A 23,788-nucleotide genomic window follows, 5' to 3' on the forward strand; every position below is an offset into this window, starting at 1 on the left:
AAAACCCTGGACTCCCGCTTGCGCGGGAGTGACGAAAGGGTGCGGGCGTGTCAGCCTTGTCTTCCCAAGGCCCGGCGAGCGATGGACTCACAGGTCTTTGCCGCAAGGTCGCCGTCCGCGATCTTCTGCAGCGCCTCCACCAGCGCGACAACTCGTTCACCGTAGGGAATGCCATCGATCAAGACCGCTCTGGGATAGCGTCTGCAGGCTGGTCTGAACGTGATTTCCGGACCCGGCTGAGCCCCGAGCGTGTCGTGTTGTCCTTGTTCCCTGGGGGGGCGGGATGTCGAGGTAGTCTCAGGCCGGGTTCCGGCAGATCCCGGATAGCCTTCCATCAAGAGTCTAGCCATGATCCGGCGTCGTTGCATGTCTCCCAGATCCCGCCAGATCCCGATTTCTTCCAGTGTCCGTCCGCAGCCGATGCAGCGGCCGTTTTCCGCCCGGCAGATCTTGATACAGGGAGTCAGCATGGTGATGATTTCCAAAGACGGCTATGTCCGCCTTCAGACCACGGTGCCGCCGGTCGGTTTCCCCGGGTGTCCCAGGATGGAGGTGATCCAGTGGGCCAGGATTTCCCGCTCCGGTGCCTGTCCCGGACTGCTTTCCCGCTGCCGGCGACCCCAGATCGATTCGGGAAAGTGAGCATCCTCCCGATAGCGGGGGATCACGTGCCAATGAAGATGAGGGACCTGATTGCCGAAGCTGGCCAGATTGATCTTGTCGGGTTTCATCAGCGCCCGCAGCGCCCGTTCCGTGGCCAGGACGACGCTCATCAGGTGCTGCTGCTCCAGCGAGGGCAGGTCGCTCATCTCAGTCACGTGATCATGCCAGATCACCCGGCAAAAACCGGGATAATCGGGATCATCCACCTGGATGACCCGGCAGCTCTCATCCTGCCAGATCAGGGTTTCATCTTGTGGGGTACAGAGCGGACAGGAGGCTGCAGGCATGGATTCTCTCTTTTCGTGATGGACAAGCCGGCGTATGGGCGCTCAGGTTGTTTCGGGTCTTTCCCGCAGGAATTCGTGTATTTGATGCGCCGGCAGGGGACGACTGAAGAGATAGCCCTGGGCCTGATGGCATCCCAGGTCGGTCAGCAGATCCCGCTGACTCTCGGTTTCCACGCCTTCAGCCAGGACCTGAAATCCCAGGTTCGTGCCCAGTGTGATGATGGCCTTGGCAATCGCCAGGTCGTGGGTGTCTTCCGGAATGCCCCGGATGAAGCTCTGATCGATCTTCAGACAGTCAAAGGGCAGGGATTTGAGGTAGGACAGGGACGAGTAGCCGGTACCAAAATCATCCACTGCCAGCGTCACCCCCAGGGCCTTGAGTGCTTCGAGCAGCTCATGGGCACCCTGCCGCCGATCCATGATGAAACTCTCCGTGACTTCCAGTTCCAGCAGTCTGGAATCCAGCCCGGTGTCTTGCAGCACCGTGGCCACGGTTTCCACCATGTTGCTACGCTGGATCTGGATGCCCGAGACGTTGACGGCAATACGGCCGAACACCAGCCCCTCCCGATCCCAGTGCAGGGCCTGTCGGCAGGCCTGTTCGAGTACCCATCGCCCCAGGGGCAGGATGAGGCCGGTGTCCTCGGCCATGGGGATGAACCGGTTGGGGGGAATCAGGCCCTGACTGGGGTGTTCCCACCGGACCAGCACCTCCAGCCCGTGGATCTCTCCGGTGGATAGATCCACTTGCGGCTGGTAGTGGAGGATCAGTTCATTGCGTTGGATGGCATGACGCAGTTCGGTCGCCATGACCACCCGATCCCGGGCATATTCGGTCAGATCCTGGGCATAGTAGCGATAGGTATTGCCACCGGCGTGTTTGGCCCGGTAAGTCGCGGCATCGCTGTGCTGGAGCAGTTGTTCCACGTCCTGGCCGTCATGGGGATAGGTGGCGATGCCGATGCTGGCGGTGACGAAGACTTCCTGGTTCCGTAACTGGATCGGCGCCTGCAGGGCCTGCAGGACCGATTCGGCCACAATCTCCGGACGTGTCCGGCTCTTGCTGGAGTCTTCCACCAGGATTGCGAACTCGTCTCCCCCCATGCGTGCCAGGGTTTCGTCCTTCTGCAGCACCGTTTCCAGGCGATCGGCCACCTCGCTCAGGATTTGATCTCCCTCGCTGTGTCCCAGGCTGTCGTTGATGTGCTTGAATTCATCCAGATCCAGTTGCAGCACCGCCAGGTCCGAATGTCGGGATTCGGCGCGTAGCAGAGCCTGTTCAAGGCGGGTGCGAAACAGCAGTCGGTTGGGCAGATTGGTCAGCGGGTCCCGGTAAGCCAGGCGCTGGATTTCCTCCTGGGTCCGCTTGATATCGCTGATGTCGGAAAATACGGCGACATAGTGGGTGATGGTGCCGTTATCGCCGTGGACTGCATTGATGGTGGCCCATTGAGGATACACCTCGCCATTCTTGCGGCGATTCCAGATCTCCCCCCGCCAGTGGCCGGCATTGTGCAGGCTGGCCCACATCTGCTCGTAGAACGACTGTGAATGGCGCCCTGAGCTGAGCAGGCTGGGATTGCGGCCCAGGGCTTCCTCCTCACTGTAGCCGGTGATCTTGGTGAAGGCACGGTTCACGGCCAGGATGCGCGTGCCAGCATCGGTGATGATGACGCCTTCGCTGGTGGCCTCGAAAACCGTGGCGGATTGTTGCAGACGCTCCTCCGCCTGCTTGCGTTCAGTGATGTCCTGGAAAGCCCCCTGCACCCGAATGATATTCCCCTTCTCATCCCGGACCGGGGTGCCGATGGTCCGGATCCAGAGGCGACGTCCCTTGGCCGTCTGAATCTGCAACTCCTCGTCGTAGGGGGTACCTGCTTCGGCACAGGCGCGAAAGACCTCAATGATCCTCGGGCGTGATTCCGGGGCGTAGAAACGGATGCCGTCTTCCAGTGCAATGGTGGTGCCCGGCGGCATGTCATGAATCCTGCAGACCTCGTCCGACCAGTAGACCTTGCCATTGGCAAGGTCTGCCTGCCAGCTCCCCAGTCTGGCCAGAGTGGAGGCCATTTGCATCAGGCTTTCCGTCTCTCCCAGCTTCTGCTGGGTCAGGACCTTTTCAGTAATGTCGTGAATGATGGAATATAGTAGCTGGCGTCCCTGCATGCTGATGGGGCCACTGTATACCTCAACATGGGTGATACTGCCATCGGCCAGCCGGTGCCGGAACTGGAAGTACTTGCGTTCCTGCTGGCGGGCCTTCTGCATTTCCTTCTGGATGTCTTCCGGGGAGAGCGGGTTGATCTGGCTGATTTTCATCCGTCGCATCTGCTCGCGATCCCAACCGTAGAACTGACAGGCGGCGGGATTGGCATCGATGATGGCACCGTTCTCCGGATCGACCAGCAGCATGACCGTATGATTGTTCTCGAACAGGCTGCGGTAGCGGGTTTCACTTTCCCGTAACGAGGCTTCGGCTTCCATGCGGCCGGAGATATCCTCCACGGTGATGAGCAGCGCGGGTTCCGCCCCCGAAGGGGCGGGGATGCCCTTCACATTGATCGAGGCATACACCGGTTTGCCGTCCTCTCGCAGCAGGCGTTGCTCCAGGGTGCGGGTGTCCGGCGTCCCTTCACGGATTCCCTGGAGGGCTGCCCGCCAGACCGGGAGGTCATCCGGATGAATCAGGTCCTGCCAGAGGGTGACTTTCATCTGCTGCAAGTTCAGTGACAGGATCTCGCGGAGCCGGTCATTGCAACGCTCGAAGTTTCCCGCCGGAGTGATGATGGCCATGCCGATGAAGGGCTGGCGATAGAAGTGATCAAGGATGCGATCCGCCCGCATCTGTTCGGCCGTGAGCGCCAGGCTTTGCAGGCGCTGCTGCTGATACCACACCAACAGCAGCATGGCGCTGATGATGGCTACCGCCATCAGGGTGATGATGATGCTCCAGAACAGCAGGTGTTGCAGGGGGTCCAGGACTTCTTCGCGATCAACCTGAGCGATCAGGGTCCATTCACTGCCGTCGATCGGTCTGAAGGCGGCCAGAACTTCCATGCCCCGTTGGTCAATGCCCCGCAGGGTACCGACCGCTTCTCCCTGGCTGGCAACGGCATCCCACAGGGGCGCGGGACGCTTCTCTCCCCGGCGGTCGTCTTTGTCCGGGGAACGGGTGTGTCGGCTGGACCGGAACACCTCCACATGATCGTCGTGGTGGCGGATCAGTTCCGTACGCCCGCTCTGTGTGGCTGATGGCCAGAAATCCAGGGTGGGGAAAATGAATTTCTCCGGGTCGATCCGGATCAGGATGAAACCGAGGAAGTCCGTGCCGTCGTGTAAGGAAGCGGGAGGCAGCGGAACCACGAAATCCAGCCAGATGCGCCCGGCATCATCATGCATCATCTGATTGTGGATGGGGCCGCCCTGGGCTTTGGCCCTGGGCAGCAGCGCCAGCGTGGCCGGCGAGGGGGTTTCCAGGTCACCGGTGCTGATCAGCAGTGTGCCTTCCGGGTCCAGCAGCATGAGCCATCGGTATTCATAATGGGCCTGGACAGTACCGAGACGGCTGAGGATTTCCGCCCGTAGCGCCGCGCCCCCCGGCTCCGACAGGGCTTGCACCTTGTCCAGGAAATGCTGATGCTCGGCCAGAACCATGGCATCGCTTTGCCGTTCCATCAGCCAGTGTTCCATCTGTCGGGCTTTCAGGTAGGCAATGTTGTCGAGGCTTTCGATCGCCTCCTGCTCCAGCCTGGGCTGTTGCAGGGTGGTGACCAGCAGGCCCATGCCGGGAGCCAGCAGGGCCAGGACCAGCAGGATCACGCCCAGGCGCAGGGTGCTGCCGGACATCCGCCGGGATAGCCTCCCGGCCCGAGGGTCGATGTCGTCAGCCGAGCGGCGAACTTCCCAAAATCGAAGCAACAGGTAGAGCAGCCCGCTGGTGACGCCGACAAAGACCAGACCCTTGAGCATCTCGATCCGGGTCTGTGCCAGGGGTTCCGACAGGGCGAGACCCAGCATCATGCCCGAGGCAATGATCCACAGGGCAGCAAAGAGCGCGTAGCTCAGCGCGATGCCTGCGGGGGTCAGTTTGAAGGGTGCGGGCATGAAGGGGGCTTCTTGATCAGGCGTGAATCATCAGATCAAGGAAGAGTATAGGTGCTGCCGACGGCATTCGGCAGGTACCATGATGAATCAATACGGACCGTGGGTCCGGAAAGGCCGTGGTGCAGGCCCGGCCATGCCGGGCCTGCACCAAACCCGATGCCTCACCGGGGCAAGTCGGAACTCCCCATCAGCCATTCGTCCACCGCCCGGGCGCACTGACGCCCTTCGCGGATGGCCCAGACCACCAGGGATTGGCCGCGACGCATGTCGCCGGCGGCGAAAACGCCATCCACGCTGGTGTGGTAGGCTTTGGCGCCTTCGGTCACGCCCTTGACGTTGCCCCGGGCATCCAGCTCCAGGCCGGACTCCTGTTGCAGTTGGGCCAGCATGCCCTCCTGCACCGGATGCACGAAGCCCATGGCCAGCAGCACCAGATCACAGCGGATTTCCCGCTCGGTGCCCGGCACTTCGCTCATCTGGAAACGGCCCTGGGCATCCTTTTCCCACTTCACCGACACCACCCGTGCCGCCTTGACCCGGCCATGGCCGTCGTCGATGAAGGCCTTGGTGGCCACATTCCACTCCCGGGTGCAGCCTTCTTCCTGGGAACTGGAGGTGCGCATGCGGTTGGGCCAGTTGGGCCAGGTGAGTCCCTTGTCTTCCTTCACCGGCGGCTTGTCCAGGATCTCCACCTGGGTGACATGGATCGCACCATGACGGTTGGAGGTGCCGATGCAGTCGGAACCGGTGTCGCCGCCGCCGATGACCAGCACGTGCTTGTCCTGGGCGCTGATGAAGTCCTCGTCGGGCACGAATACGCCCTGCACCCGCTTGCTGTTGCGGGTGAGGAAATCCATGGCGAAGTGTACGCCTTGCAGTTCACGACCGGGCACCGGCAGATCCCGGGGTTTCTCGGAACCGCCCGCCAGCACCACCGCGTCGAACTCCGCCTGCAGCTTCGCCACCGGGATGTCCACGCCGATATGGGTCAGGGTGTGGAACTGCACCCCTTCCGTGCGCATCTGTGCGATACGGCGATCGATGTGGCCCTTGTCCAGCTTGAAGTCGGGAATGCCGTAACGCAAAAGGCCGCCGATGCGATCCGCCTTCTCGAACACTTCCACATGGTGACCGGCCCTGGCCAGCTGCTGGGCGGCCGCAAGGCCCGCGGGGCCGGAGCCCACCACCGCCACCCGCTTGCCGGTGCGGCGCTGGGCCACCTGGGGCCGGATCCAGCCTTCTTCCCAGGCCCGGTCGACGATGGCGCACTCGATGGTCTTGATGGTCACCGGGGTGTCGTCGATGTTCAGGGTGCAGGCGGCCTCGCAGGGGGCGGGGCAGATGCGGCCCGTGAACTCGGGGAAGTTGTTGGTGGAATGCAGCACCTCGATGGCCTGCTTCCAGTCGCTCTTGTACACCAGGTCATTCCAGTCCGGAATGATGTTGTTCACCGGGCAGCCCTGGTGACAGAAGGGGATGCCGCAATCCATGCAGCGGGCACCCTGCTCACGCAGCTGTTCCACGCTGAGCGGGATGACGAACTCCCGATAGTGGACGATACGGTCACTCACCGGCGCATAGCGCCGGTCGCGGCGTGCAAATTCCAGGAATCCGGTTGGCTTACCCATGAGCGGCGCTCCCCTCAAGCGGCTGGTTGGCGGTCAGTGGTCGGTTGGCACCCGGCGGGCGGGCCTTCTGGGCCTGGAGCTCTTCCAGGGCACGGCGGTAATCCACCGGCATCACCTTGACGAAGCGGGGCAGGAAGTTGTTCCAGTCCGCCAGGATGCGTTCGGCCTGGGCCGAGCCGGTGTAGGCCAGATGACGCTCGATGAGGGTCTTCAGGCGCCGGGCATCGTGGTTGGTCATGTCGTGGCTCAGGTCCACTCGACCGTGGGTTTCCAGATCCCCGCCCTGGTGATCCAGGGCCTCCAGGGCATCGTCCTCGGCGGCGATGGGCTCCAGTTCCACCATGGCCAGGTTGCAGCGCTGGGCAAAATCACCATCCTCGTCCAGCACGTAGGCCACCCCGCCGGACATGCCGGCGGCGAAGTTGCGGCCGGTGCGGCCCAGGCACACCATGATGCCGCCGGTCATGTATTCGCAGCCGTGGTCGCCCACGCCTTCCACCACGGCGGTGGCACCGGAGTTACGCACGCAGAAACGCTCACCGGCCACGCCGCGGAAGAACACTTCGCCGCTGATGGCGCCGTAGAGCACGGTGTTGCCGACGATGATGTTGTCCTCGGCCCGGTCGATGGCGGCATGGGCCGGCGGATAGATGATGATGCGGCCGCCGGACAGGCCCTTGCCCACGTAGTCATTGGCCTCGCCTTCCATCTCCAGGGTCACGCCCTTGGCCAGCCAGGCGCCGAAGGACTGGCCACCGGTGCCATGGGCCTTGATGTGTATGGTGTCATCCGGCAGGCCGGCATGACCGTAGCGGGCCGCCACCTGACCGGAGAGCATGGTGCCCACGGTGCGGTGGAAGTTGCGGATCCGGGTTTCGATCTTCACCGGCTTGCCCTCGGTCAGGGCCGGCTGGGCCTGCCGGATCAGTTCGTGATCCAGGGCCTTGTCCAGACCGTGATCCTGGGTCTCGGTGTTGTAGATGGCCACCTCGGCCGGCACCTGGGGCCGGGCCAGCAGGTGGGTATAGTCCAGACCCTGGGCCTTCCAGTGGCTGATGGCCTTGCGCATCTCCAGCAGGTCGGAACGCCCGATCATCTCGTTCATGGTGCGGAAGCCCAGCTTGGCCATCAGGCGGCGGACTTCCTCGGCCACGAAGAAGAAATAGTTGATGACGTATTCCGGCTTGCCGGTGAATTTCTTGCGCAGTTCAGGATCCTGGGTGGCCACGCCCACCGGGCAGGTGTTCAGATGGCACTTGCGCATCATGATGCAGCCTTCCACGATCAGCGGCGCGGTGGCGAAGCCGAACTCGTCGGCCCCCAGCAGGGCGCCGATGACCACGTCGCGGCCGGTGCGCAGACCGCCGTCCACCTGCAGGGCCACGCGGCCCCGCAGACGGTTGAGCACCAGGGTCTGCTGGGTTTCGGCCAGGCCGATTTCCCAGGGGCTGCCGGCGTGCTTGATAGAGGTCAGCGGGCTGGCCCCGGTGCCGCCGTCGTAACCGGCGATGGTGATATGGTCCGCATGGGCCTTGGAGACGCCGGCGGCCACGGTGCCCACGCCCACCTCGGAGACCAGCTTCACGGAGATGCGGGCCTTGGGATTGGCGTTCTTGAGGTCGTGGATCAGCTGCGCCAGGTCCTCGATGGAATAGATGTCGTGGTGGGGCGGCGGCGAGATCAGGCCCACGCCAGGCGTGGAATGACGCACCCGGGCGATCTGGGCATTGACCTTGTGGCCGGGCAGCTGGCCGCCCTCGCCGGGCTTGGCGCCCTGGGCGATCTTGATCTGGATGTCGTCGGCATTCACCAGGTACTCGGTGGTGACGCCGAAGCGGCCGGAGGCCACCTGCTTGATGGCGGAACGTTCCGGGTTCATGGAACCGTCCGCCAGGGGCAGGAAGCGTTCCGGTTCCTCGCCACCCTCGCCGGTATTGGACTTGCCGCCGATAGCGTTCATCGCCTTGGCCAGGGTGGAATGGGCCTCGTAGGAGATGGAGCCGAAGGACATGGCGCCGGTGGCGAAGCGCTTGACGATCTCGGCGGCCGGTTCCACTTCGTCCAGGGGAATTTCGGTGTCGGCGAACCTGAAGTCCATCAGTCCGCGCAGGGTCAGCAGGCGCTCGGACTGCTCGTCGATGAGCCGCGAGAACTCGGCAAAACTCCCGGCGTCGTTGGCGCGGGTGGCGTGTTGCAGCTTGGCGATGCTGTCCGGGGTCCAGATGTGGTCCTCGCCTCGGATGCGGAAGGCGTAGTCGCCGCCCACGTCCAGCTGTTTGCGGTAGATCTCCGCGTTGCCGTAAGCCTGCCGGTGCCAGCGCACCGCCTCTTCGGCCACCTGGGGCAGACCGATGCCTTCGATCTTGCTGTGGGTGCCGGAGAAGTACTGGTCCACGAACGGCGTGTTGAGGCCGATGGCATCAAAGATCTGGGCGCCGCAATAGGACTCCAGGGTGGAGATGCCCATCTTGGACATGACCTTGAGCAGGCCCTTGCCGACGGCCTTGATGTAGCGCTTTTGCGCCTCTTCGAAGCTCAGGCGCTCCGGCAGATGCGGCAGCATGGACTGGATGGTGTCGAAGGCCAGATAGGGGTTGATGGCCTCGGCGCCGTAGCCTTCCAGGGTGGCGAAATGATGCACTTCCAGGGCGGCGCCAGTCTCCACCACGATGCCCGAGGCGGTGCGTAGCCCCTTCTCGATCAAGTGATGATGCACGGCCGAGGTGGCCAGCAGCATGGGGATCGGGATCCGGTCCCGGTTGGTGTCGCGGTCGGACAGGATGAGGATGTTGAAGCCATCCAGCACCGCCTGTTCCGCCTGGGCACACAGGCGGTCCAGGGCGGCGCCCATGCCCTCGGCGCCTTCGGCGGCGGGATAGCACACGTCCAGGGTGCGGGTGCGGAAGGCACCGCCGGAGTGGTATTCGATGTGACGGATGCGCTCCAGGTCCTGATTGGTCAGTACCGGCTGAGGGGTCTCCAGACGCCAGTGCCGGCCGGCCTCGTTGATGCCCAGCAGGTTGGGGCGGGGACCGATCATGCACACCAGCGACATCACCAGTTCCTCGCGGATCGGGTCGATGGGCGGGTTGGTCACCTGGGCGAAGTTCTGCTTGAAATAGGTGGACAGGTGCTTGGGCCGGGCCGACAGCACCGAGGGCGGGTTGTCCGCGCCCATGGAGCCCACGGCTTCCTGGCCGGTGAGGACCATGGGGGTGAGCAGGAACTTCAGGTCTTCCTGGGTATAGCCGAAGGCCTGCTGGTGGTCCAGCAGGGTGGCGTCATCGGGGGCCATGGGGCCGACGCCGGTGGGCAGGTCTTCCAGGCGGATCTGGGTCTTCTTCAGCCACTCGCCGTAGGGACGGGCCTCGGCCAGCTGGGTCTTGATCTCGTCGTCGCTGATGATGCGGCCTTCTTCCAGGTCGATCAGCAGCATCCTGCCCGGCTGCAGGCGCCACTTCTTGACGATCTGTTCTTCGGGGATGTCCAGCACGCCCATTTCGGACCCCAGGATCACCAGGTCATCCTTGGTGACCAGATAACGGGCGGGACGCAGGCCGTTGCGGTCCAGGGTGGCGCCGATCTGGCGGCCGTCGGTGAAGGCCATGGCGGCGGGGCCGTCCCAGGGCTCCATCAGGGCCATGTGGTACTCATAGAAGGCGCGGCGCTTCTCGTCCATCAGGGTGTTGCCGGACCAGGCCTCGGGGATGAGGATCATCATGGCATGGGCCAGGGAGTAGCCTCCCATCACCAGCAGTTCCAGGGCATTGTCGAAGCAGGCGGAGTCGGACTGGCCTTCCGGGATCAGGGGCCAGATGGTGTCCAGGTCGTCGCCCAGGATCTCGGAACGCATGGTATGGCGGCGGGCTGCCATCCAGTTGACGTTGCCCCGCAGGGTGTTGATCTCGCCGTTGTGGCAGATCATGCGGAACGGCTGCGCCAGGTCCCAGGTGGGGAAGGTGTTGGTGGAAAAGCGCTGGTGCACCAGGGCCAGGGCGCTGACGAAGGTCTCGTCCTGCAGGTCCAGGTAGTACTGGCCCACTTGGCCGGCCAGCAACATGCCTTTGTAATTCAGGGTACGGGAGGACATGGAGGCGATGTAGCAGGCCTCGAAGCCGTGGCCGGCGTCGCGGATCTCGTTGTCCATGCGCTTGCGGATGACGAACAGTTTGCGTTCGAAGGCATCCTGGTCGGCGCAGTGGTCGCCGCGGCCGATGAACACCTGGCGCACCCTGGGTTCGCTGGGTAGCACGCTTTCGCCCAGGTCGCTGTTGTCGGTGGGCACGTCGCGCCAGCCCAGGACGGTCTGGCCGCTTTCCAGGATGTGCTTTTCGATGATGGCCTGCATCCGGGCGCGGATGTCCGCGTCCTGGTGCAGGAAGATCATGCCGACGCCGTAGTCTCCGGTCTCGGGCAGGTCGAAGCTCACCTGGGCGCGCAGGAAGGCATCGGGAATCTGCACCAGGATGCCGGCGCCGTCACCGGCCTTGGGATCGGCGCCCACGGCGCCGCGGTGATTGATCCGCTCCAGAATCTCCAGACCCTGCTGGACGATCCGATGACTTTTCTGATTCTTGATATGACAGACAAAGCCGATGCCGCAGGCGTCGCGCTCGTGGGCTGGATCATAGAGGCCCTGCTCGGGCGGTAAGGCATGAAAGCTCATCATTGACCTCGCTGGTATCTGGTCGCTGGCCGGCATCCGCGGCGGTCTGGTGCCGGGGGATCGGGGCGGTATTGCCGTCGCCGATCTCCTGCTATTGACTTTCCGTGAATACGCCGAATTCCGGCGGGTTGGGGAGATTAAAGCGAAAGTGTCCGAGACGCCAGAGGGCGGCGGGCGCTTCCATCAGGAACTTGCAAAAATGCACTGCTTTGGTGCGCTTATGAACTATTTTGGGGCGCTTTTTGAGCAATTTTTGTGCTTTTAACGGAATCCGGGGCCATTGGTGGTGCGTTTTTTCCGTCATCCCTGTTCCATATCAATCTACGTGCCAGATCCGTGCGGATTTCAGGGGGAAAGACACTGGAAGACGGGCGCGGACCGGGCATCGGTCATCGGAATGCACCAATGCCGGGCAATTCGTGCGTGATTCGGTGCAGGTGACAGGGCCTTCCATGGCCTTTTTCAACCTCGACTCTTCCCGGTTGACCGAATGGCCTCCGACCGGCGTGGGGATCAATCGCTGCGTTCGCCGGGTTCGCCACTGGACGATGGTTCGGCACCCGGATTTTCCGGTGCGGTTTCCGGTAACTCCAGGCCCGGGTCCATATCCGCCGCGCTGCGCGCGCGGGGCGGCTGACCGGCGGCGGGCGACTGGGTGGGACCGCCGGGTGCGGGGACCATGTCCCGTATGTGCAGATCCATCTGCGGGAAGGCGATCTCGATACCCAGTGCCCGGAAACGCTTGATGATGGTGGTGTGCAGTTCGCTGGTGGTCATCAGACGTTCCCGCAACTGGCTCACGTAGACCCGTAGCTCGAAGTTCAGGGCGCTGTCACCGAAGTGGATGAAGAACACGCTGGGAGCCGGTTCCTTGAGTACCTGGGGGTTTTCCGACGCGATCTTCAGTAGGGTTTCCCGCACCAGGTCCACGTCCGCCGAGTAGCTGACCCCCACCGGGATCACCAGCCGGGTGACCGTGTCCGAGAGGGTCCAGTTGATCAGCCGTTCGGTGATGAAGTTCTTGTTGGGAATCACCACCTCCCGGTTATCCCAGTCCACGATGGTGGTGGCGCGGGTGCGGATGCGGGCCACGGTGCCGCTGTACTCGCCGATGGTGATGGTGTCACCCACCCGCACCGGGCGCTCGAACAGCATGATCAGGCCCGACACGAAGTTGGCCACCACCTCCTGCAGGCCGAAGCCCAGGCCCAGGGTGAGGGCCGCGACCATCCATTGCAACTCGCTCCAGCGCAGCCCCAGCAGGGAGAACACGCTGATGATGGCCACCACGGTGAGGGCGTAGCGCAGCAGCATGGTGACGGTGTAACGACCGGAGGCATCCATCTGGGTGCTGCGGGAAAGCAGGATCTCCACCAGACCGGGCAGGTTGCGGGCCGCCAGGGTGAAGACCACCCCCAGGAAAATGGCCATCAGGAAGTTCAGCAGACTGACGCGGCTGAGCACCTCGGCCTCACCCACCATGATGGTGCGCGACCACAGGGTGATGCCGTCCAGCCAGGTGAGGGCCGGCAGCACATCGGACCAGGCCCAGAACAGGGCCAGGGCCACGGCCGCCCACACGGTGATGCGCATCAGGGTGCGGGTCTGCAGGTTCACATCTTCCATGCTCAGGTGGGGTTCCGGGATATCCAGTCCACCTTCCGCGCCGGTGCCGGCACTGCTGCTTTCCATGGTCGCCGCCTTGGCCCGCTGCTCACGCATGCGCCGTACCCGCAGCCGGGTCTCGCTCAGGATCAGGGCCCGGGCGGCGAGGTTGTAGCCCAGCCAGACGATGCCCACGACCACCAGGGTGTCGATGCTGCGGCTCATGAGTTCGGCCACCGTCAGCAGGTAGCCCGCCAGAGTCAGTCCTGCCAGCACCAGTACCGCCACGCCGATCATCGTCCGCAGCAGGCGCCGCCGGCGTTCCTTCAGGGGGGGCTCCTCGCCTTCGGGGAAGGGGCCGAGCAGCCACCAGCCGAACAGGGCGCTGATCACCACCGAGGCCAGCAGGGCCATGCGACCAAAAATGTCGAAGACCAGTTCGGATGGATGACTGAAGGCAAGGGCCAGGAACAGGATCAGCAGCAGTTGAGTGGGCAGGAACCAGGCCAGGTGGCGACGCAGCCGTCTGATCATGAGCGGGTTCCACTTGAAGTGGGCGGTGCCGACCCCGTTCTTGTGGGTGAGCAGGATCAGAAGATGACCTGCCAGCCACCAGATGGAGGTACTGAAGAAGATGGTGGCCAGGACTTCCACTCCGTGACCCACTTCCGGGATGGCCTCCAGGCGCAGGGAGGTGGCCATCAGCAGGACGGGGACCGGCAGCACCCGGAGCAGGCTCCAGCCCAGAGCCTGCAGGGTCAGCTTGATGCTGTCGGTGAAGCGGTGCCGGGTCCGGGCGGCCAGCTCTTCCAGATGGCCGGGTGTTCCCCGTCCCAGCCCGTAGAGCACCAGCGAGAGCAGCAGGGTCAGCCCCAGAGGGATCGGGCTACCCAGGGTCACTTCCCGCAGCACATGGCGCACCTCCTGCCAGGCCGCCGGGTCCAGCAGGGCCAGGGAGGCAGTGGGGATGCGGGCGATCCAGTCCGTGCCCACGGCCACATGGCTGGGCCACCAGAGCAGGGTTTCCCTCAGAATCTGGTCCAGTTCGTCCACCAGCACCACCACCGCTCGCAGGCGCAGGTCGGTCTGGCGCAGCTGGTCGGCCAGGCTCTCCTCGGCGTGGAGCTGGATGGTCAGGGCCTGTTCCCGCAGTCGCTGCAGCTCACTCTGACCCAGATCGTCGCCGTTGAGGGACAAGGCCCTGGGCTGGGCACTCAATTGTTCCCGCAGGGTGATGGCTCGCAGCCTGGACTGTGCCAGTTCCCGTTCGATGCCCCGGACCGCAAAGCGGGCCTCGTCCAGGTCCCGCAGCCGTCGCTGTTCCTCCAGGAACAGACTGCCCAGTGCCTCGGTGAGGCCGCCGACTTCCAGGCGTTCACGCACGTTCGCCAGGGTCTGGGTCAATTCCCGTTCGATGCGGGTATAGCGATCCCGTTCCTGTTGCAGGGTGCGAATGCGGGTCTGGGTCTCGGCGATGCGGTCGAAACGGTCCCGCAGGGCCTGGATTTCCCCGGCAAAGCGGGTTCGGGCCTCCGGTTCCCGTTCCACCAGCCGCTGCAGACCCTGTTGCAGGGTCCGCAACTCCTCCGATGCCCGTTCGTTGAGTTCCTGTTCCAGCGCGGAAAGCGTGGCCCGCAGCCAGCGTAGCTCCAGTTCCAGGGATGGGATCTCATGGCGCAGGACTTCGATGCGGGGGGGCAGACCCTGGCCGTCCAGCTGGGCGGCGATGACGCGGGCATCGGCGCGTCGGGTGATGGCCTGTCGGGTGGCCTCCACGGCACTGGCCAGTTCGGCGTCTTCCGGATCGGGCGGCAGAGCCGCCAGTTCCTCGGCGCGCTGGCGCTGCAGGCGCTCCAGGGTTTCGGCCTGGGTACGGGACTGTTCTTCCAGGCGGGTGAGGGTGGCGCGTCTCTGATCCAGTTCCAGAGCGGTTTGGTCCCGGCGCCGCTCCAGCAGACCGATGTCGTCCTCGATCTGGCTGATGCTGCGTTCCTGACCCGGGGTGTAGGGCAGGCGCAGGTTCTGATCCAGCCGTTGACGGGCCTCCTGTAGACGCTCGACAGCCGACTTGGCGATGCCGGCACGATCCAGGGCGCCGCGCAGTCGCTCCGCCGCGGAGCGTTCCTGTTCCAGGGCTGTCTGCCAGAGGGCGCGTTCCGCGTCGGACAGTTCCCCGTCACCGGCTCGCTGGCTCAGGCGCTGTTCGGGGCTGGCCCTCAGCCAGGCCTCGGCCGGTCCGTTATCGATGGCCTGAACCTGAGGACGGACGCGGGTGATGCCTTGGTTAAGGGCTTCCCGCTGTGCATCCAGTTCCATCTGGGTGACCGGCGCCGAACCTGTCGGCGGCGCCACGCCGGCCTCCTGAGCCAGGACGGGCATTCCGAGCCCGAAACACAGGGCAAGCATGAGCAGTAGCCGGGTTGTCAGGCGCTGGTGGGTGAACATGAAAAGACGGACCTCTGGGTATCCTGCGAGGGTGCTGGATGTCGGGCTGTGTTCTGCCGTACAATGGCAGTAGGATCGGGGCGTGCACCCCTGAGTGCCTATTGTGCCCCAGTTGGGGGGCTTGCGTCAGTGGTCAGGGCTTGAGCGGAACGTTCATGGTAGACAAAGATAAACAGGATCATCGCACCGTCTCGCTGGTACTGGGCTCGGGCGGGGCCAGGGGGCTGGCACACATCGGCGTGATTCAGGAACTGGAGGCCCGGGGCTATGAGATCAAGGCCATTGCCGGCAGTTCCATGGGGGCGCTGGTGGGCGGGATTCATGCCTTGGGCGAACTGGGGACCTACACGGACTGGGTGACGGGACTGGATCAGACGGACGTGCTGGCCCTGGTGGACTGGTCCCTGTCGGGCGGAGGGATCATCCGGGGGGACAAGCTGATCCGCAAGCTCAAGGAACTGGTGGGTTGCAGCGATATCGAGCACCTGCCCATCAGCTATACCGCGGTGGCGGTGGACATTGAGCGGGGCAAGGAGGTCTGGATGAGCGACGGTCCGCTGTTCGATGCCATCCGCGCCTCCATTGCCATCCCGGCGGTGTTCACGCCCCATCGTTACCGGGGGCGTACCCTGGTGGACGGCGGCCTGCTCAATCCGGTGCCGGTGGCGCCCACCCTGAGGACGCTGACGGACCTGACCATTGTGGTGGACGTGAACGGACCGGCGCCGGAAGCGGAGGAAGACACTCCCGAATCCGAGCGACTGGGCCGGGAGCCGGAGGCGGGGCAGTCAGGCCTGCTGCAACGCATGCGCGGCTACGTGGAATCCTTCGGCGGCGACAGCGGCGCCAAGGAGGACGGGCTGGCCCTGACCGAGGTGCTGATGCGTTCCCTGGAAACCATGCAGGCGGCCATCACCCGCCAGCACCTGGCGGTGTTCCGTCCGGACGTGGTCATCAGCGTGCCCAAGAACGTCTGCATGATTCACGAGTTCCATCGTGCCCGCCCCGTGATCGATCTGGGGCGGCGACTGGCGCGGGAGCGCCTGGATGCCTTGTCCGGAAAGGCGGACTAGGTTCCCCGCTCCCCCGGCCGTGGTTCGAGTTCATAGGGCTTCACCAGTTGCCACACGTGGTCCGGGATCATGTGTTTCATCCGTCCGGGCTGAGCCCGGCGCAGGTGCAGCACCGTCTCCACCGCCTTCATCTCCACCCGCGCCCGGGCAAATTCCAGACCCCGGGGTCCGATACGGGGCATGAGAAAGGCCGCCAGGGGGCGTGCCCAGTCGGGCATGCCGCGCAGGGGCAGGCCGCCCGCCGCCCGCTCGGTATTCTTCATGAATCCCTTCACCGGCCCCTGCCGCTTGCCGGCACTGGTGCAGGGCGCAGTGCGCACTTCATCACCCAGGAGATCCAGCAGGGCTTCGCCCTTTTCGTTGCGCACCACCAGCCATTGTTCTCCCCGTCCCGCCATGTAACCCACGGTGATGTCCGCCAGCACATTGGTGTAGTCCACACAGGTCTGGCAGGTGAGGGGGAAGAAATCCCGGGGCAGCTTGGAGATGGGGAGCTTGAGGAAGGGGATGGTCTGTACCCGGCCGTCCTCGAACCTCAGTTCCACATGGTAATCGGCACGGAATTCCAGGTAGGTCACCGTTTCCGGACGGTCCGCCAGCAGGGCCAGGAATTCATGGAAATGCTCGGTGGTGGTGTTGTCGGAGCAGGGGGTACCGATGACGTGGAGCGCATCCAGGTCCAGTTCGGGTTCGATGGCGCGCAGGGCATAGATCTGACAGGGCAGGCCGATCACCGCCAGACGCCGATAGCCCTGGGCCAGGGCCGGTTCCAGGTGGGCCAGCAGGGGGGCGTAGCCCATGCGCATGCCCCGGCACCGGGCCATGTCCTCGGCGCGGGTGACCAGTATCGGCTGGGGGCGCCAGCGGTCCTGGGGGTCGGCGGTCATGGTGAGCACCGCATCCACCTGACCGGTCTCCAGCAGGCGTTCGCCGATGCGGGTGGTGATGCCGGTCCACTGGGCGCCATCTCGCGGGGTGTTCATGGCCGCCTGCAGCATCCGGCGATAGGGGCCGAAGAACAGTTCGTCTTCCTGGTCCGGGTTCCGTGCCCGGCCATGAACCTGGGTCTCCAGCCGGTCATATCGGGGGTGGATGAACTGGCAGGCCCGGCCGCAGCGCCGGGGATCGGCGGTGCGGGAGAGGCCGCAGTCGGTACACAGGTCGCGGTGGGGGATGGCGGCGGCTTCGGTCACGGCACTGGATCTCTGGATTTTCGTGTTTCGAAAAAACCGGGGGCGACGCATCAAACTCAAGGCAGAATGCGGTCAATGGTCAGCCTGACCTTCGGCGCGGGGGCGTCGGCACTGACGGTGATCGGCTCGCTGACGCCTTCCATGTTGCCGCTCTCGGCCTGGGCCATGCCGGTGCGGCTGAGGCGGGCCACCACCTGCACTTCACCGAACTCGCGCATGGACATGCCTGCCACCATGCCGCCCTCGTCTTCCAGGCGCAGGGTCATGGGGAAGGCGTCCGCCCGGGCGCGGACGATGGCCAGGGGCATGCGGGAGCCCTGGGCCGGACGGGCGAAGACCATGATGAATTCTTCGCCGCTCACCCGCTCCGCCAGCGATTCGTCCAGCACCACTTCCACCTCGATGGCCAGGGTGTCGGCATCGGCACCCGCATCAGCCGTGGCAGCCTGATCACCGGCCGCCGTGCCACCGGTCATGGCCCGGACATCACGCAGGGCCTCGGCCACGGAGCGGGCAGAGTCGCTGCCTTCCGGCAACTGGCTCAGCAAACGATCCAGACGCAGGGCGGAGCGAGGGTAATCCCCTTGCTGAAAATCCGCGATGGCCCCCAGCCAAAGACCGTTCTGGTGATCCGGGTCCAGTTCCAGGGCGCGATCCAGCAGACGGGTCACCTGGCGGGTCACCCGGCCGTCGGCAGCCATCATCAGGGCTTCGGCGTAGTCCACGTTCAGGTCCGGTTGGTCGCCCAGTCGCCGGTAGGCCTCGTCAAAGGCTGCCGCGGCGTCCTCGAACTGTTCGACGAAGCCGTAGGTGCGGGCCAGGAACAGCCAGTTCTCGGTATTATCCGGGTCCATCTCCAGGCGCTCCCGCAGCTGCACGATCATGCGTTCGATGTCCATCATGTCGTGGCTGGGTTCCTGGCCCATGGCCAGGGTCTGGGTGGGCGACATGCGGGGGGCGGTGTCCAGCTGGAAATAGATCAGCAGGGCCGCCATGGGCACCAGCACGGCGGTGATGCCCAGTAGCACCATGCCCTGGCGCGGGGCGGGTGAGGGGGTGGCCGGGGTTTCCTCCGGTTGTTCCACATCGGTGATGAGGTTGTCTTCCAGCTCCGCCCTGGCGGCCTCGTACTGCTCGCGGGTGAGCAGGCCGTTGGCCAGTTCCTGGTCCAACTCGGCCATGCGCTGGCGGTAGATGGTGAGGTTCAGGCCCCGGAAGGCCACGTCGGCCTGTTGTTGCCGGCGACGGATGAAGGGCCAGAGGATCACCAGGGCCGCCAGGGAGAACAGCAGGACGGCACCGATCCAGAATCCAATACTCATGCGTCTTTTCCTTCGTTCAGCAGGCGGCGGGCACGCTCCCGCGCGGCGGCATCGGCAATGGGCTGTTCATCCCGCTGGCGGCTTTTGCGAGCGGTAAGGTACAGGGCCGCCAGACCGATCAGGAGCAGGATGAACGGCCCGGTCCAGAGCAGGAAGGTGGCGGCGGAGAGGGGCGGGCGGTAGAGCACGAACTGACCGTAGCGGGCCACCATGTAGTCGATGATCTGCTCGTCGGTGGCACCGGCCCGGAGTTGGTCCCGTAGCTCCCGGCGCAGGTCCCGTGCCAGCCCGGCGTCGGAGTCCGCCAGGGACTGGTTCTGGCACACGGTGCAGCGCAGTTCGTGGAGCATGGCCCGGTAGCGCTGTTCCAGCACCGGGTCGTCGAAATCGGTGGGATTGATCCCGCCGGCCAGGGTCGGGCCGGACAGACAGAGTGCCAGACACAGGCTCAGGGTGGTGAGCAGGGACTTCACAGGGACTCCCTCCGCAATTGTTCCACCATGGGCAGGATCGTGTTCTGGGCGTCCTGCCAGCTCAGGGGGCCTATGTGCTTGTAGCGGATCCGTCCCTGGCGATCGATGATGAAGGTCTCCGGGGTGCCGTAGACACCCCAGTCAATGCCCACCCGCCCTTCCAGGTCATGGGCGTTCCAGACATAGGGATTGCTCATGCTGCGCAGGTAATTCAGGCCGTCGCTGCGTTCATCCTTGTAGTTGAGGCCGTAGATGGGGACACCCCGGTTGGCCATGGCCACCAGCACCTGGTGCTCCTGCCGGCAGGAGACGCACCAGCTGGCCCAGATGTTGAGCAGCACCACTTCGCCGTCGAAGTCGCTGCTGCCCACCAGCCGCTCGGGGTCCTCCAGGGCGGGCAGCTGGAACCGGGGTGCGGGTTGATCCACCAGCGGCGAGGGGACTCGGCGGGGGTCCAGGGTCAGTCCGACCATCATGAATCCCCCCAGGACCATGATGAGGATCAGGGGCAGCAGATAACGTAGACGCTTCATGAGGCGGAACTCCTACCGGCAGCTTCGGACAGGTCTTCGGTGCTTTCCCTGCCGGTGTCGTCGGCGCGGCTTTCGCTGGCGCGGCGGGCGAACACCCGGTAGCGACGGTCCGCCGCGGCCATCAGGCCGCCCAGGACGATGAGGGTGGCGCCGATCCACAGCCAGACCTGGAACGGGTTGTGATAGAGGCGCAGGGACCAGGTGTCGCCCGGCAGGGGCTCGCCCAGGGCGACGAAGATGTCGCGGGTGAAGCGGGTCTGATAGGCGGCCTGTGCCATGGGCTGGGTCTGTACCCGGTAGACCCGGCGTTGGGGGAAAAGCTCGGTGACGAACTCGCCGTCCCGGGTCACGACCACCCGGGCCTCGATGGCCTCGTAGTTGGGGCCGCGCACACCGTAGGTTTCCCGCAGTTCATAGGTGTAGCCGGCCAGGGTGTGGCTCTGGCCGTAACCCAGGCGCACGTCCTGCTCCTGTTCGAAGGCCATCAGCAGGGTGATGCCGATCACCAGGACGGCAAAGCCCAGGTGGCTGACGGTCATGCCGTAGTAGCCGGCCGGGGTCTTGCGCAGGGCGGTCAGCGGGTTGCCGCCCCGGTGGGTGGCGCGACCGTAAAGGTCACGGGCGATGGTGAACAGGATCCAGAAGCCCATGGTGGTGCCCAGGATCACCATCAGGGTGACGCTCCCCTGCATGGCGAGGGGAAACACCACCCCGGCCACCAAGGCCGCCAGCAGGGTATGCCACAGGCGACGGGTCACCTCCAGGGGGGAGACATGCTTCCAGCGCAGCAGCGGCCCCAGGCCCACCAGGAAGATCAGCGGCACCATGAGGGGGGCAAAGACCGCATTGAAGTAGGGTGGACCCACGGAGATCTTGCCCATGCCCAGGGCATCCAGCAGCAGGGGATAGAGGGTGCCCAGCAGCACGGCGGCCAAGGCCACCATGAGGATGACGTTGTTGGCCAGCAGGGCGCCTTCCCGGGACACCGGGTCGAACTCCGCGTGACTTCGCACCGTGGGGGCACGCCAGGCGTAGAGGGCGAAGGAGATCCCCGTCACCGCCAGCAGCAGCATGAGGATGTAGACCCCGCGGGTGGGGTCGGTGGCAAAGGCATGCACCGATACCAGGACCCCGGAGCGGACCAGGAAGGTGCCCAGAAGGCTCAGGGAGAAGGCCAGGATGGCCATCAGCACGGTCCAGCTGCGGAAGGCGCCGCGCTTTTCCGTCACCGCCAGGGAGTGGATCAGGGCGGTGGCCGCCAGCCAGGGCATGAGGGAGGCGTTTTCCACCGGGTCCCAGAACCACCAGCCGCCCCAGCCCAGGGTGTAATAGGCCCACCAGCTGCCCAGGGCGATGCCGGCGCCCAGAAAGGCCCAGGCGGTGGTGGCCCAGGGGCGGGTCCAGCGTGCCCAGGCGGCATCCAGACGGCCGCCGATGAGGGCCGCCACGGCGATGGCAAAGGGTACGGCCAGGCCCACATAGCCCATGTAGAGCATGGGCGGATGGATCACCAGACCCGGGTCCTGCAGCAGGGGATTGAGATCCCGTCCGTCCGCCGGCACCGGGAAGATGGGCTCGAACGGGTTGGACGTGAACAGGGTGAAGGAGAGGATGCCCACGCTCACCAGGCCCATCACCGCCACGGTGCGGGCAGCCATCACCGCCGGCAGTCCCTTGCTGAACAGGGATACCGCCAGGGACCAGCCCGCCAGCATCAGCGCCCACAGGACCAGGGAGCCTTCATGACCGCCCCAGACGCCGGAGATGCGGTACACCAGGGGCAGGGCGGAGTTGGAGTGGTTGGCCACATAGGCCACGGAGAAGTCGTGGGTGATGAAGGCGTAGGTCAGCGCCAGGTAGGCGATGGCCAGGAACAGGAACTGCCCCGCCACCGCCGTGTGGGCGGTGGCCATCCAGGAGGTGGTGCCGCGATGGGCGCCGATGAGGGGGATGGTGCCCTGGACCAGGGCCATGAGCAGGGCAAGAATGAGGGCGAGCTGGCCGATTTCGGGCATCATGCTCAGTACGCCTTCTTGCCGGGATGTTCTTCGTAGCCCGCCGCCTTCAGGGCCGCAGCCACTTCCGGTGCCATGTAGTTCTCGTCATGGCGGGCCAGTACCCGTTCGGCGCGGAACACGCCGTCGGCGCCCATGCGACCGTGGGTGACCACCCCCTGGCCTTCGCGGAAGAGATCGGGGAGCAGGCCCACGTATTCCACCGGGATGCTGTTCTTGGTGTCGGTGACGCTGAAGAAGACCGTCAGGCCCTCCTCGGCATGACGGATGGAGCCGTCTTCCACCAGGCCGCCCAGACGGATGATGCGCTCACCGGGGGCTTCGCCTTCCACCAGTTGAGTGGGGCCGTAGAAATACATGAGGTTTTCCCGGAAGGCACTCAGGGCCAGGGCGGATGCCCCGGATACCGCCAGGACCACCAGCGCCACGCCGGCCATCCGTCTCTTCTGTCGAGGTGTCATTGCACTCTCCTGCCTGCTGAGGGGTCTTGCGATGGGAGCCTGTGCCCCGATTGCCGCCGGGGCGTCGGTGCAGGATTCACCGGCCCGACGGGTAGCGGGCCATTGATATCACCGATCCGGGTGGAGCCGCAACCGCGCCCACAAGGCCCGGCTACCGCTTCACGAGGCTGTTTTAGTGACACCCGAAAGCTGTCCTGGTTCTAAACCGCTGGACCGGTTCTTGATTTGCGTCAAGCCGCCGGGGCTATCGCCGTCCACAATGAATTCACCCAAGGCAGCTCCTGTTTGTCTTAAACATGGGAGCAAGTCCAGATCATCGGGAGTCTGCTCATGGCGGATCAGCACTGGGGGTCATCCCTGGAATCCAATCGGGTTGCCGGCACCCGTCTCGAGTTGCTGCTGTTCCAGCTGGAGGGGCGGCAGCTCTACGGGATCAACGTCTTCAAGGTGCAGGAAGTCATCCCCTACCAGCCGATGTCGCGGCTGGCGGGAGCACACCCGCTGGTGAAGGGGATCGCCACCCTGCGCGGCATCACCATGCCCATCATGGATCTTTCGCTGGCCATCGGAGGGCCGGCGCTCAGGGAACCGGAAAAGGGCAACATCATCATCACCGAGTACAATCGCTCCGTGCACGGTTTCCTGATCCGGCGAGTGGAGCGCATCATCAATACCCAGTGGGACAAGGTGCAGCCCCCGCCACGCGGTACCGGCCGAAATGCCTACGTGACCGCCGTGACCCTGGTGAATGACCAGATCGTCGAGATCCTGGACGTGGAGAAGGTGCTGGACCAGGTGGTGCATGCCAGTACGGAGGTCTCCCGTGACCTGAGCGAGACCGTGCGGGCGCAGGACTGCAAGGTGCTGGTGGTGGATGATTCCAGCGTGGCCCGCAACCAGATCCGGGCCTCCCTGGAGCAGCTGGGGGTACAGTGCAGCCTGGTTACCGACGGCAAGCACGCCATGGAGCTGATTCTGCGCCTGCAGGCGGACGGCGTGGACGTGGCCCGCTATTTCACCATGATCGTTTCCGACATCGAGATGCCGGAGATGGACGGGTATCAGCTCACCACCCGCATCCGCCAGGACCCCAGGCTCAAGGATCTCTACATCCTGTTGCACTCCTCCATCAGCGGCGTCTTCAATGTGGACATGGTGCGCCGTACCGGTGCCAACAAGTTCATCCAGAAGTATCACCCGGATGATCTGGCCCAGGCGGTTCGGGATCGGCTGGGACAGATCGGCGCCGCTCCCGCGGAAGGCTGACAGCCCGGGGGGCTGCGTGTACCATCACCCGTTCGCCGAGTAACCCGTGCCGTC

The 23,788-nt window shown here is 64.8% G+C and carries 15 protein-coding genes; 2 read left to right on the plus strand and 13 right to left on the minus strand.

Going from position 1 to position 23,788, the window contains the following annotated elements; translation table 11 throughout:
• Positions 1–50 precede the first annotated feature (50 nt).
• The 7 genes from ECTPHS_RS09325 to ECTPHS_RS09355 form a co-directional block, all read right to left on the minus strand.
• Complete coding sequence (locus ECTPHS_RS09325) at positions 51–470, minus strand: DUF1289 domain-containing protein (RefSeq protein ID WP_008932486.1); 420 nt, start codon at positions 468–470, stop codon at positions 51–53.
• 33 nt (positions 471–503) lie between these two features.
• On the minus strand, positions 504–950 hold the full coding sequence (locus tag ECTPHS_RS09330) for an HIT family protein (protein WP_008932487.1): 447 nt from the start codon (positions 948–950) through the stop codon (positions 504–506).
• Positions 951–992: 42 nt separating this feature from the next.
• Positions 993–5,054, minus strand: a complete 4,062-nt coding sequence (locus tag ECTPHS_RS14025) for an EAL domain-containing protein (protein WP_008932488.1) — start codon at positions 5,052–5,054, stop codon at positions 993–995.
• A gap of 161 nt (positions 5,055–5,215) precedes the next feature.
• Positions 5,216–6,682: a glutamate synthase subunit beta gene (locus tag ECTPHS_RS09340; protein ID WP_008932489.1), complete on the minus strand. Its 1,467-nt coding sequence runs from the start codon at positions 6,680–6,682 to the stop codon at positions 5,216–5,218.
• A complete protein-coding gene (gene gltB, locus ECTPHS_RS09345; RefSeq protein ID WP_040405711.1) occupies positions 6,675–11,348 on the minus strand; it encodes a glutamate synthase large subunit in 4,674 nt (1,557 codons plus the stop codon). The genes ECTPHS_RS09340 and gltB overlap by 8 nt, the downstream gene beginning before the upstream one ends.
• Positions 11,349–11,439: 91 nt before the next feature.
• Complete coding sequence (locus ECTPHS_RS14615) at positions 11,440–11,652, minus strand: hypothetical protein (protein WP_141565325.1); 213 nt, start codon at positions 11,650–11,652, stop codon at positions 11,440–11,442.
• Between the two features lie 209 nt (positions 11,653–11,861).
• Positions 11,862–15,398, minus strand: a complete 3,537-nt coding sequence (locus tag ECTPHS_RS09355) for a mechanosensitive ion channel domain-containing protein (RefSeq protein WP_008932492.1) — start codon at positions 15,396–15,398, stop codon at positions 11,862–11,864.
• A 155-nt stretch (positions 15,399–15,553) separates the two neighbouring features.
• On the opposite strand from ECTPHS_RS09355, the gene ECTPHS_RS09360 reads away from it, so the two are divergent.
• Entirely contained in the window at positions 15,554–16,471 is a 918-nt protein-coding gene (locus ECTPHS_RS09360) for a patatin-like phospholipase family protein (RefSeq protein WP_008932493.1), read from the plus strand.
• On the opposite strand, the gene ECTPHS_RS09365 is transcribed toward ECTPHS_RS09360, so the two are convergent.
• The 6 genes from ECTPHS_RS09365 to ccmE are packed head-to-tail and all read right to left on the minus strand — an operon-like array spanning position 16,468 to position 22,468.
• Complete coding sequence (locus tag ECTPHS_RS09365; RefSeq protein WP_008932494.1) at positions 16,468–17,664, minus strand: Coenzyme F420 hydrogenase/dehydrogenase, beta subunit C-terminal domain; 1,197 nt, start codon at positions 17,662–17,664, stop codon at positions 16,468–16,470. The two genes, ECTPHS_RS09360 and ECTPHS_RS09365, sit on opposite strands and share 4 nt — an antisense overlap.
• Positions 17,665–17,720: 56 nt before the next feature.
• Positions 17,721–18,986 carry a c-type cytochrome biogenesis protein CcmI gene (gene ccmI / locus ECTPHS_RS09370; RefSeq protein WP_008932495.1) on the minus strand — a complete coding sequence of 422 codons (1,266 nt, stop codon included), beginning with the start codon at positions 18,984–18,986 and terminating at the stop codon, positions 17,721–17,723.
• Positions 18,983–19,459 carry a cytochrome c-type biogenesis protein gene (locus ECTPHS_RS09375; RefSeq protein WP_008932496.1) on the minus strand — a complete coding sequence of 159 codons (477 nt, stop codon included), beginning with the start codon at positions 19,457–19,459 and terminating at the stop codon, positions 18,983–18,985. Before ECTPHS_RS09375 ends, ccmI begins: the two co-directional genes overlap by 4 nt.
• Positions 19,456–19,992: a DsbE family thiol:disulfide interchange protein gene (locus tag ECTPHS_RS09380; protein ID WP_008932497.1), complete on the minus strand. Its 537-nt coding sequence runs from the start codon at positions 19,990–19,992 to the stop codon at positions 19,456–19,458. The genes ECTPHS_RS09375 and ECTPHS_RS09380 overlap by 4 nt, the downstream gene beginning before the upstream one ends.
• The gene (locus tag ECTPHS_RS09385) at positions 19,989–22,010 is read right to left on the minus strand and encodes a heme lyase CcmF/NrfE family subunit (protein ID WP_008932498.1); all 2,022 of its coding nucleotides are present in this window, start codon (positions 22,008–22,010) and stop codon (positions 19,989–19,991) included. Before ECTPHS_RS09385 ends, ECTPHS_RS09380 begins: the two co-directional genes overlap by 4 nt.
• Before the next feature lie 2 nt (positions 22,011–22,012).
• Positions 22,013–22,468: a cytochrome c maturation protein CcmE gene (ccmE, locus tag ECTPHS_RS09390; protein WP_040405702.1), complete on the minus strand. Its 456-nt coding sequence runs from the start codon at positions 22,466–22,468 to the stop codon at positions 22,013–22,015.
• 330 nt (positions 22,469–22,798) lie between these two features.
• On the opposite strand from ccmE, the gene ECTPHS_RS09395 reads away from it, so the two are divergent.
• Entirely contained in the window at positions 22,799–23,734 is a 936-nt protein-coding gene (locus ECTPHS_RS09395; protein ID WP_008932500.1) for a chemotaxis protein, read from the plus strand.
• The last annotated feature ends 54 nt before the right edge of the window (positions 23,735–23,788 follow it).

Source organism: Ectothiorhodospira sp. PHS-1 (genome assembly GCF_000225005.1).
In the GTDB taxonomy this organism is placed as follows: domain Bacteria; phylum Pseudomonadota; class Gammaproteobacteria; order Ectothiorhodospirales; family Ectothiorhodospiraceae; genus Ectothiorhodospira.

Coding starts and splice junctions, on each gene's coding strand:
- ECTPHS_RS09340 (WP_008932489.1), bottom strand. CDS start 6,682: ATGGGTAAGCCAACCGGATTCCTGGAATTTGCACGCCGCGACCGGCGC.
- gltB (WP_040405711.1), bottom strand. CDS start 11,348: ATGAGCTTTCATGCCTTACCGCCCGAGCAGGGCCTCTATGATCCAGCC.
- ECTPHS_RS14025 (WP_008932488.1), bottom strand. CDS start 5,054: ATGCCCGCACCCTTCAAACTGACCCCCGCAGGCATCGCGCTGAGCTAC.
- ECTPHS_RS09355 (WP_008932492.1), bottom strand. CDS start 15,398: ATGTTCACCCACCAGCGCCTGACAACCCGGCTACTGCTCATGCTTGCC.
- ECTPHS_RS09325 (WP_008932486.1), bottom strand. CDS start 470: ATGCTGACTCCCTGTATCAAGATCTGCCGGGCGGAAAACGGCCGCTGC.
- ccmI (WP_008932495.1), bottom strand. CDS start 18,986: ATGAGTATTGGATTCTGGATCGGTGCCGTCCTGCTGTTCTCCCTGGCG.
- ECTPHS_RS09330 (WP_008932487.1), bottom strand. CDS start 950: ATGCCTGCAGCCTCCTGTCCGCTCTGTACCCCACAAGATGAAACCCTG.
- ECTPHS_RS14615 (WP_141565325.1), bottom strand. CDS start 11,652: ATGACGGAAAAAACGCACCACCAATGGCCCCGGATTCCGTTAAAAGCA.
- ECTPHS_RS09385 (WP_008932498.1), bottom strand. CDS start 22,010: ATGATGCCCGAAATCGGCCAGCTCGCCCTCATTCTTGCCCTGCTCATG.
- ECTPHS_RS09380 (WP_008932497.1), bottom strand. CDS start 19,992: ATGAAGCGTCTACGTTATCTGCTGCCCCTGATCCTCATCATGGTCCTG.
- ECTPHS_RS09360 (WP_008932493.1), top strand. CDS start 15,554: ATGGTAGACAAAGATAAACAGGATCATCGCACCGTCTCGCTGGTACTG.
- ccmE (WP_040405702.1), bottom strand. CDS start 22,468: ATGACACCTCGACAGAAGAGACGGATGGCCGGCGTGGCGCTGGTGGTC.
- ECTPHS_RS09395 (WP_008932500.1), top strand. CDS start 22,799: ATGGCGGATCAGCACTGGGGGTCATCCCTGGAATCCAATCGGGTTGCC.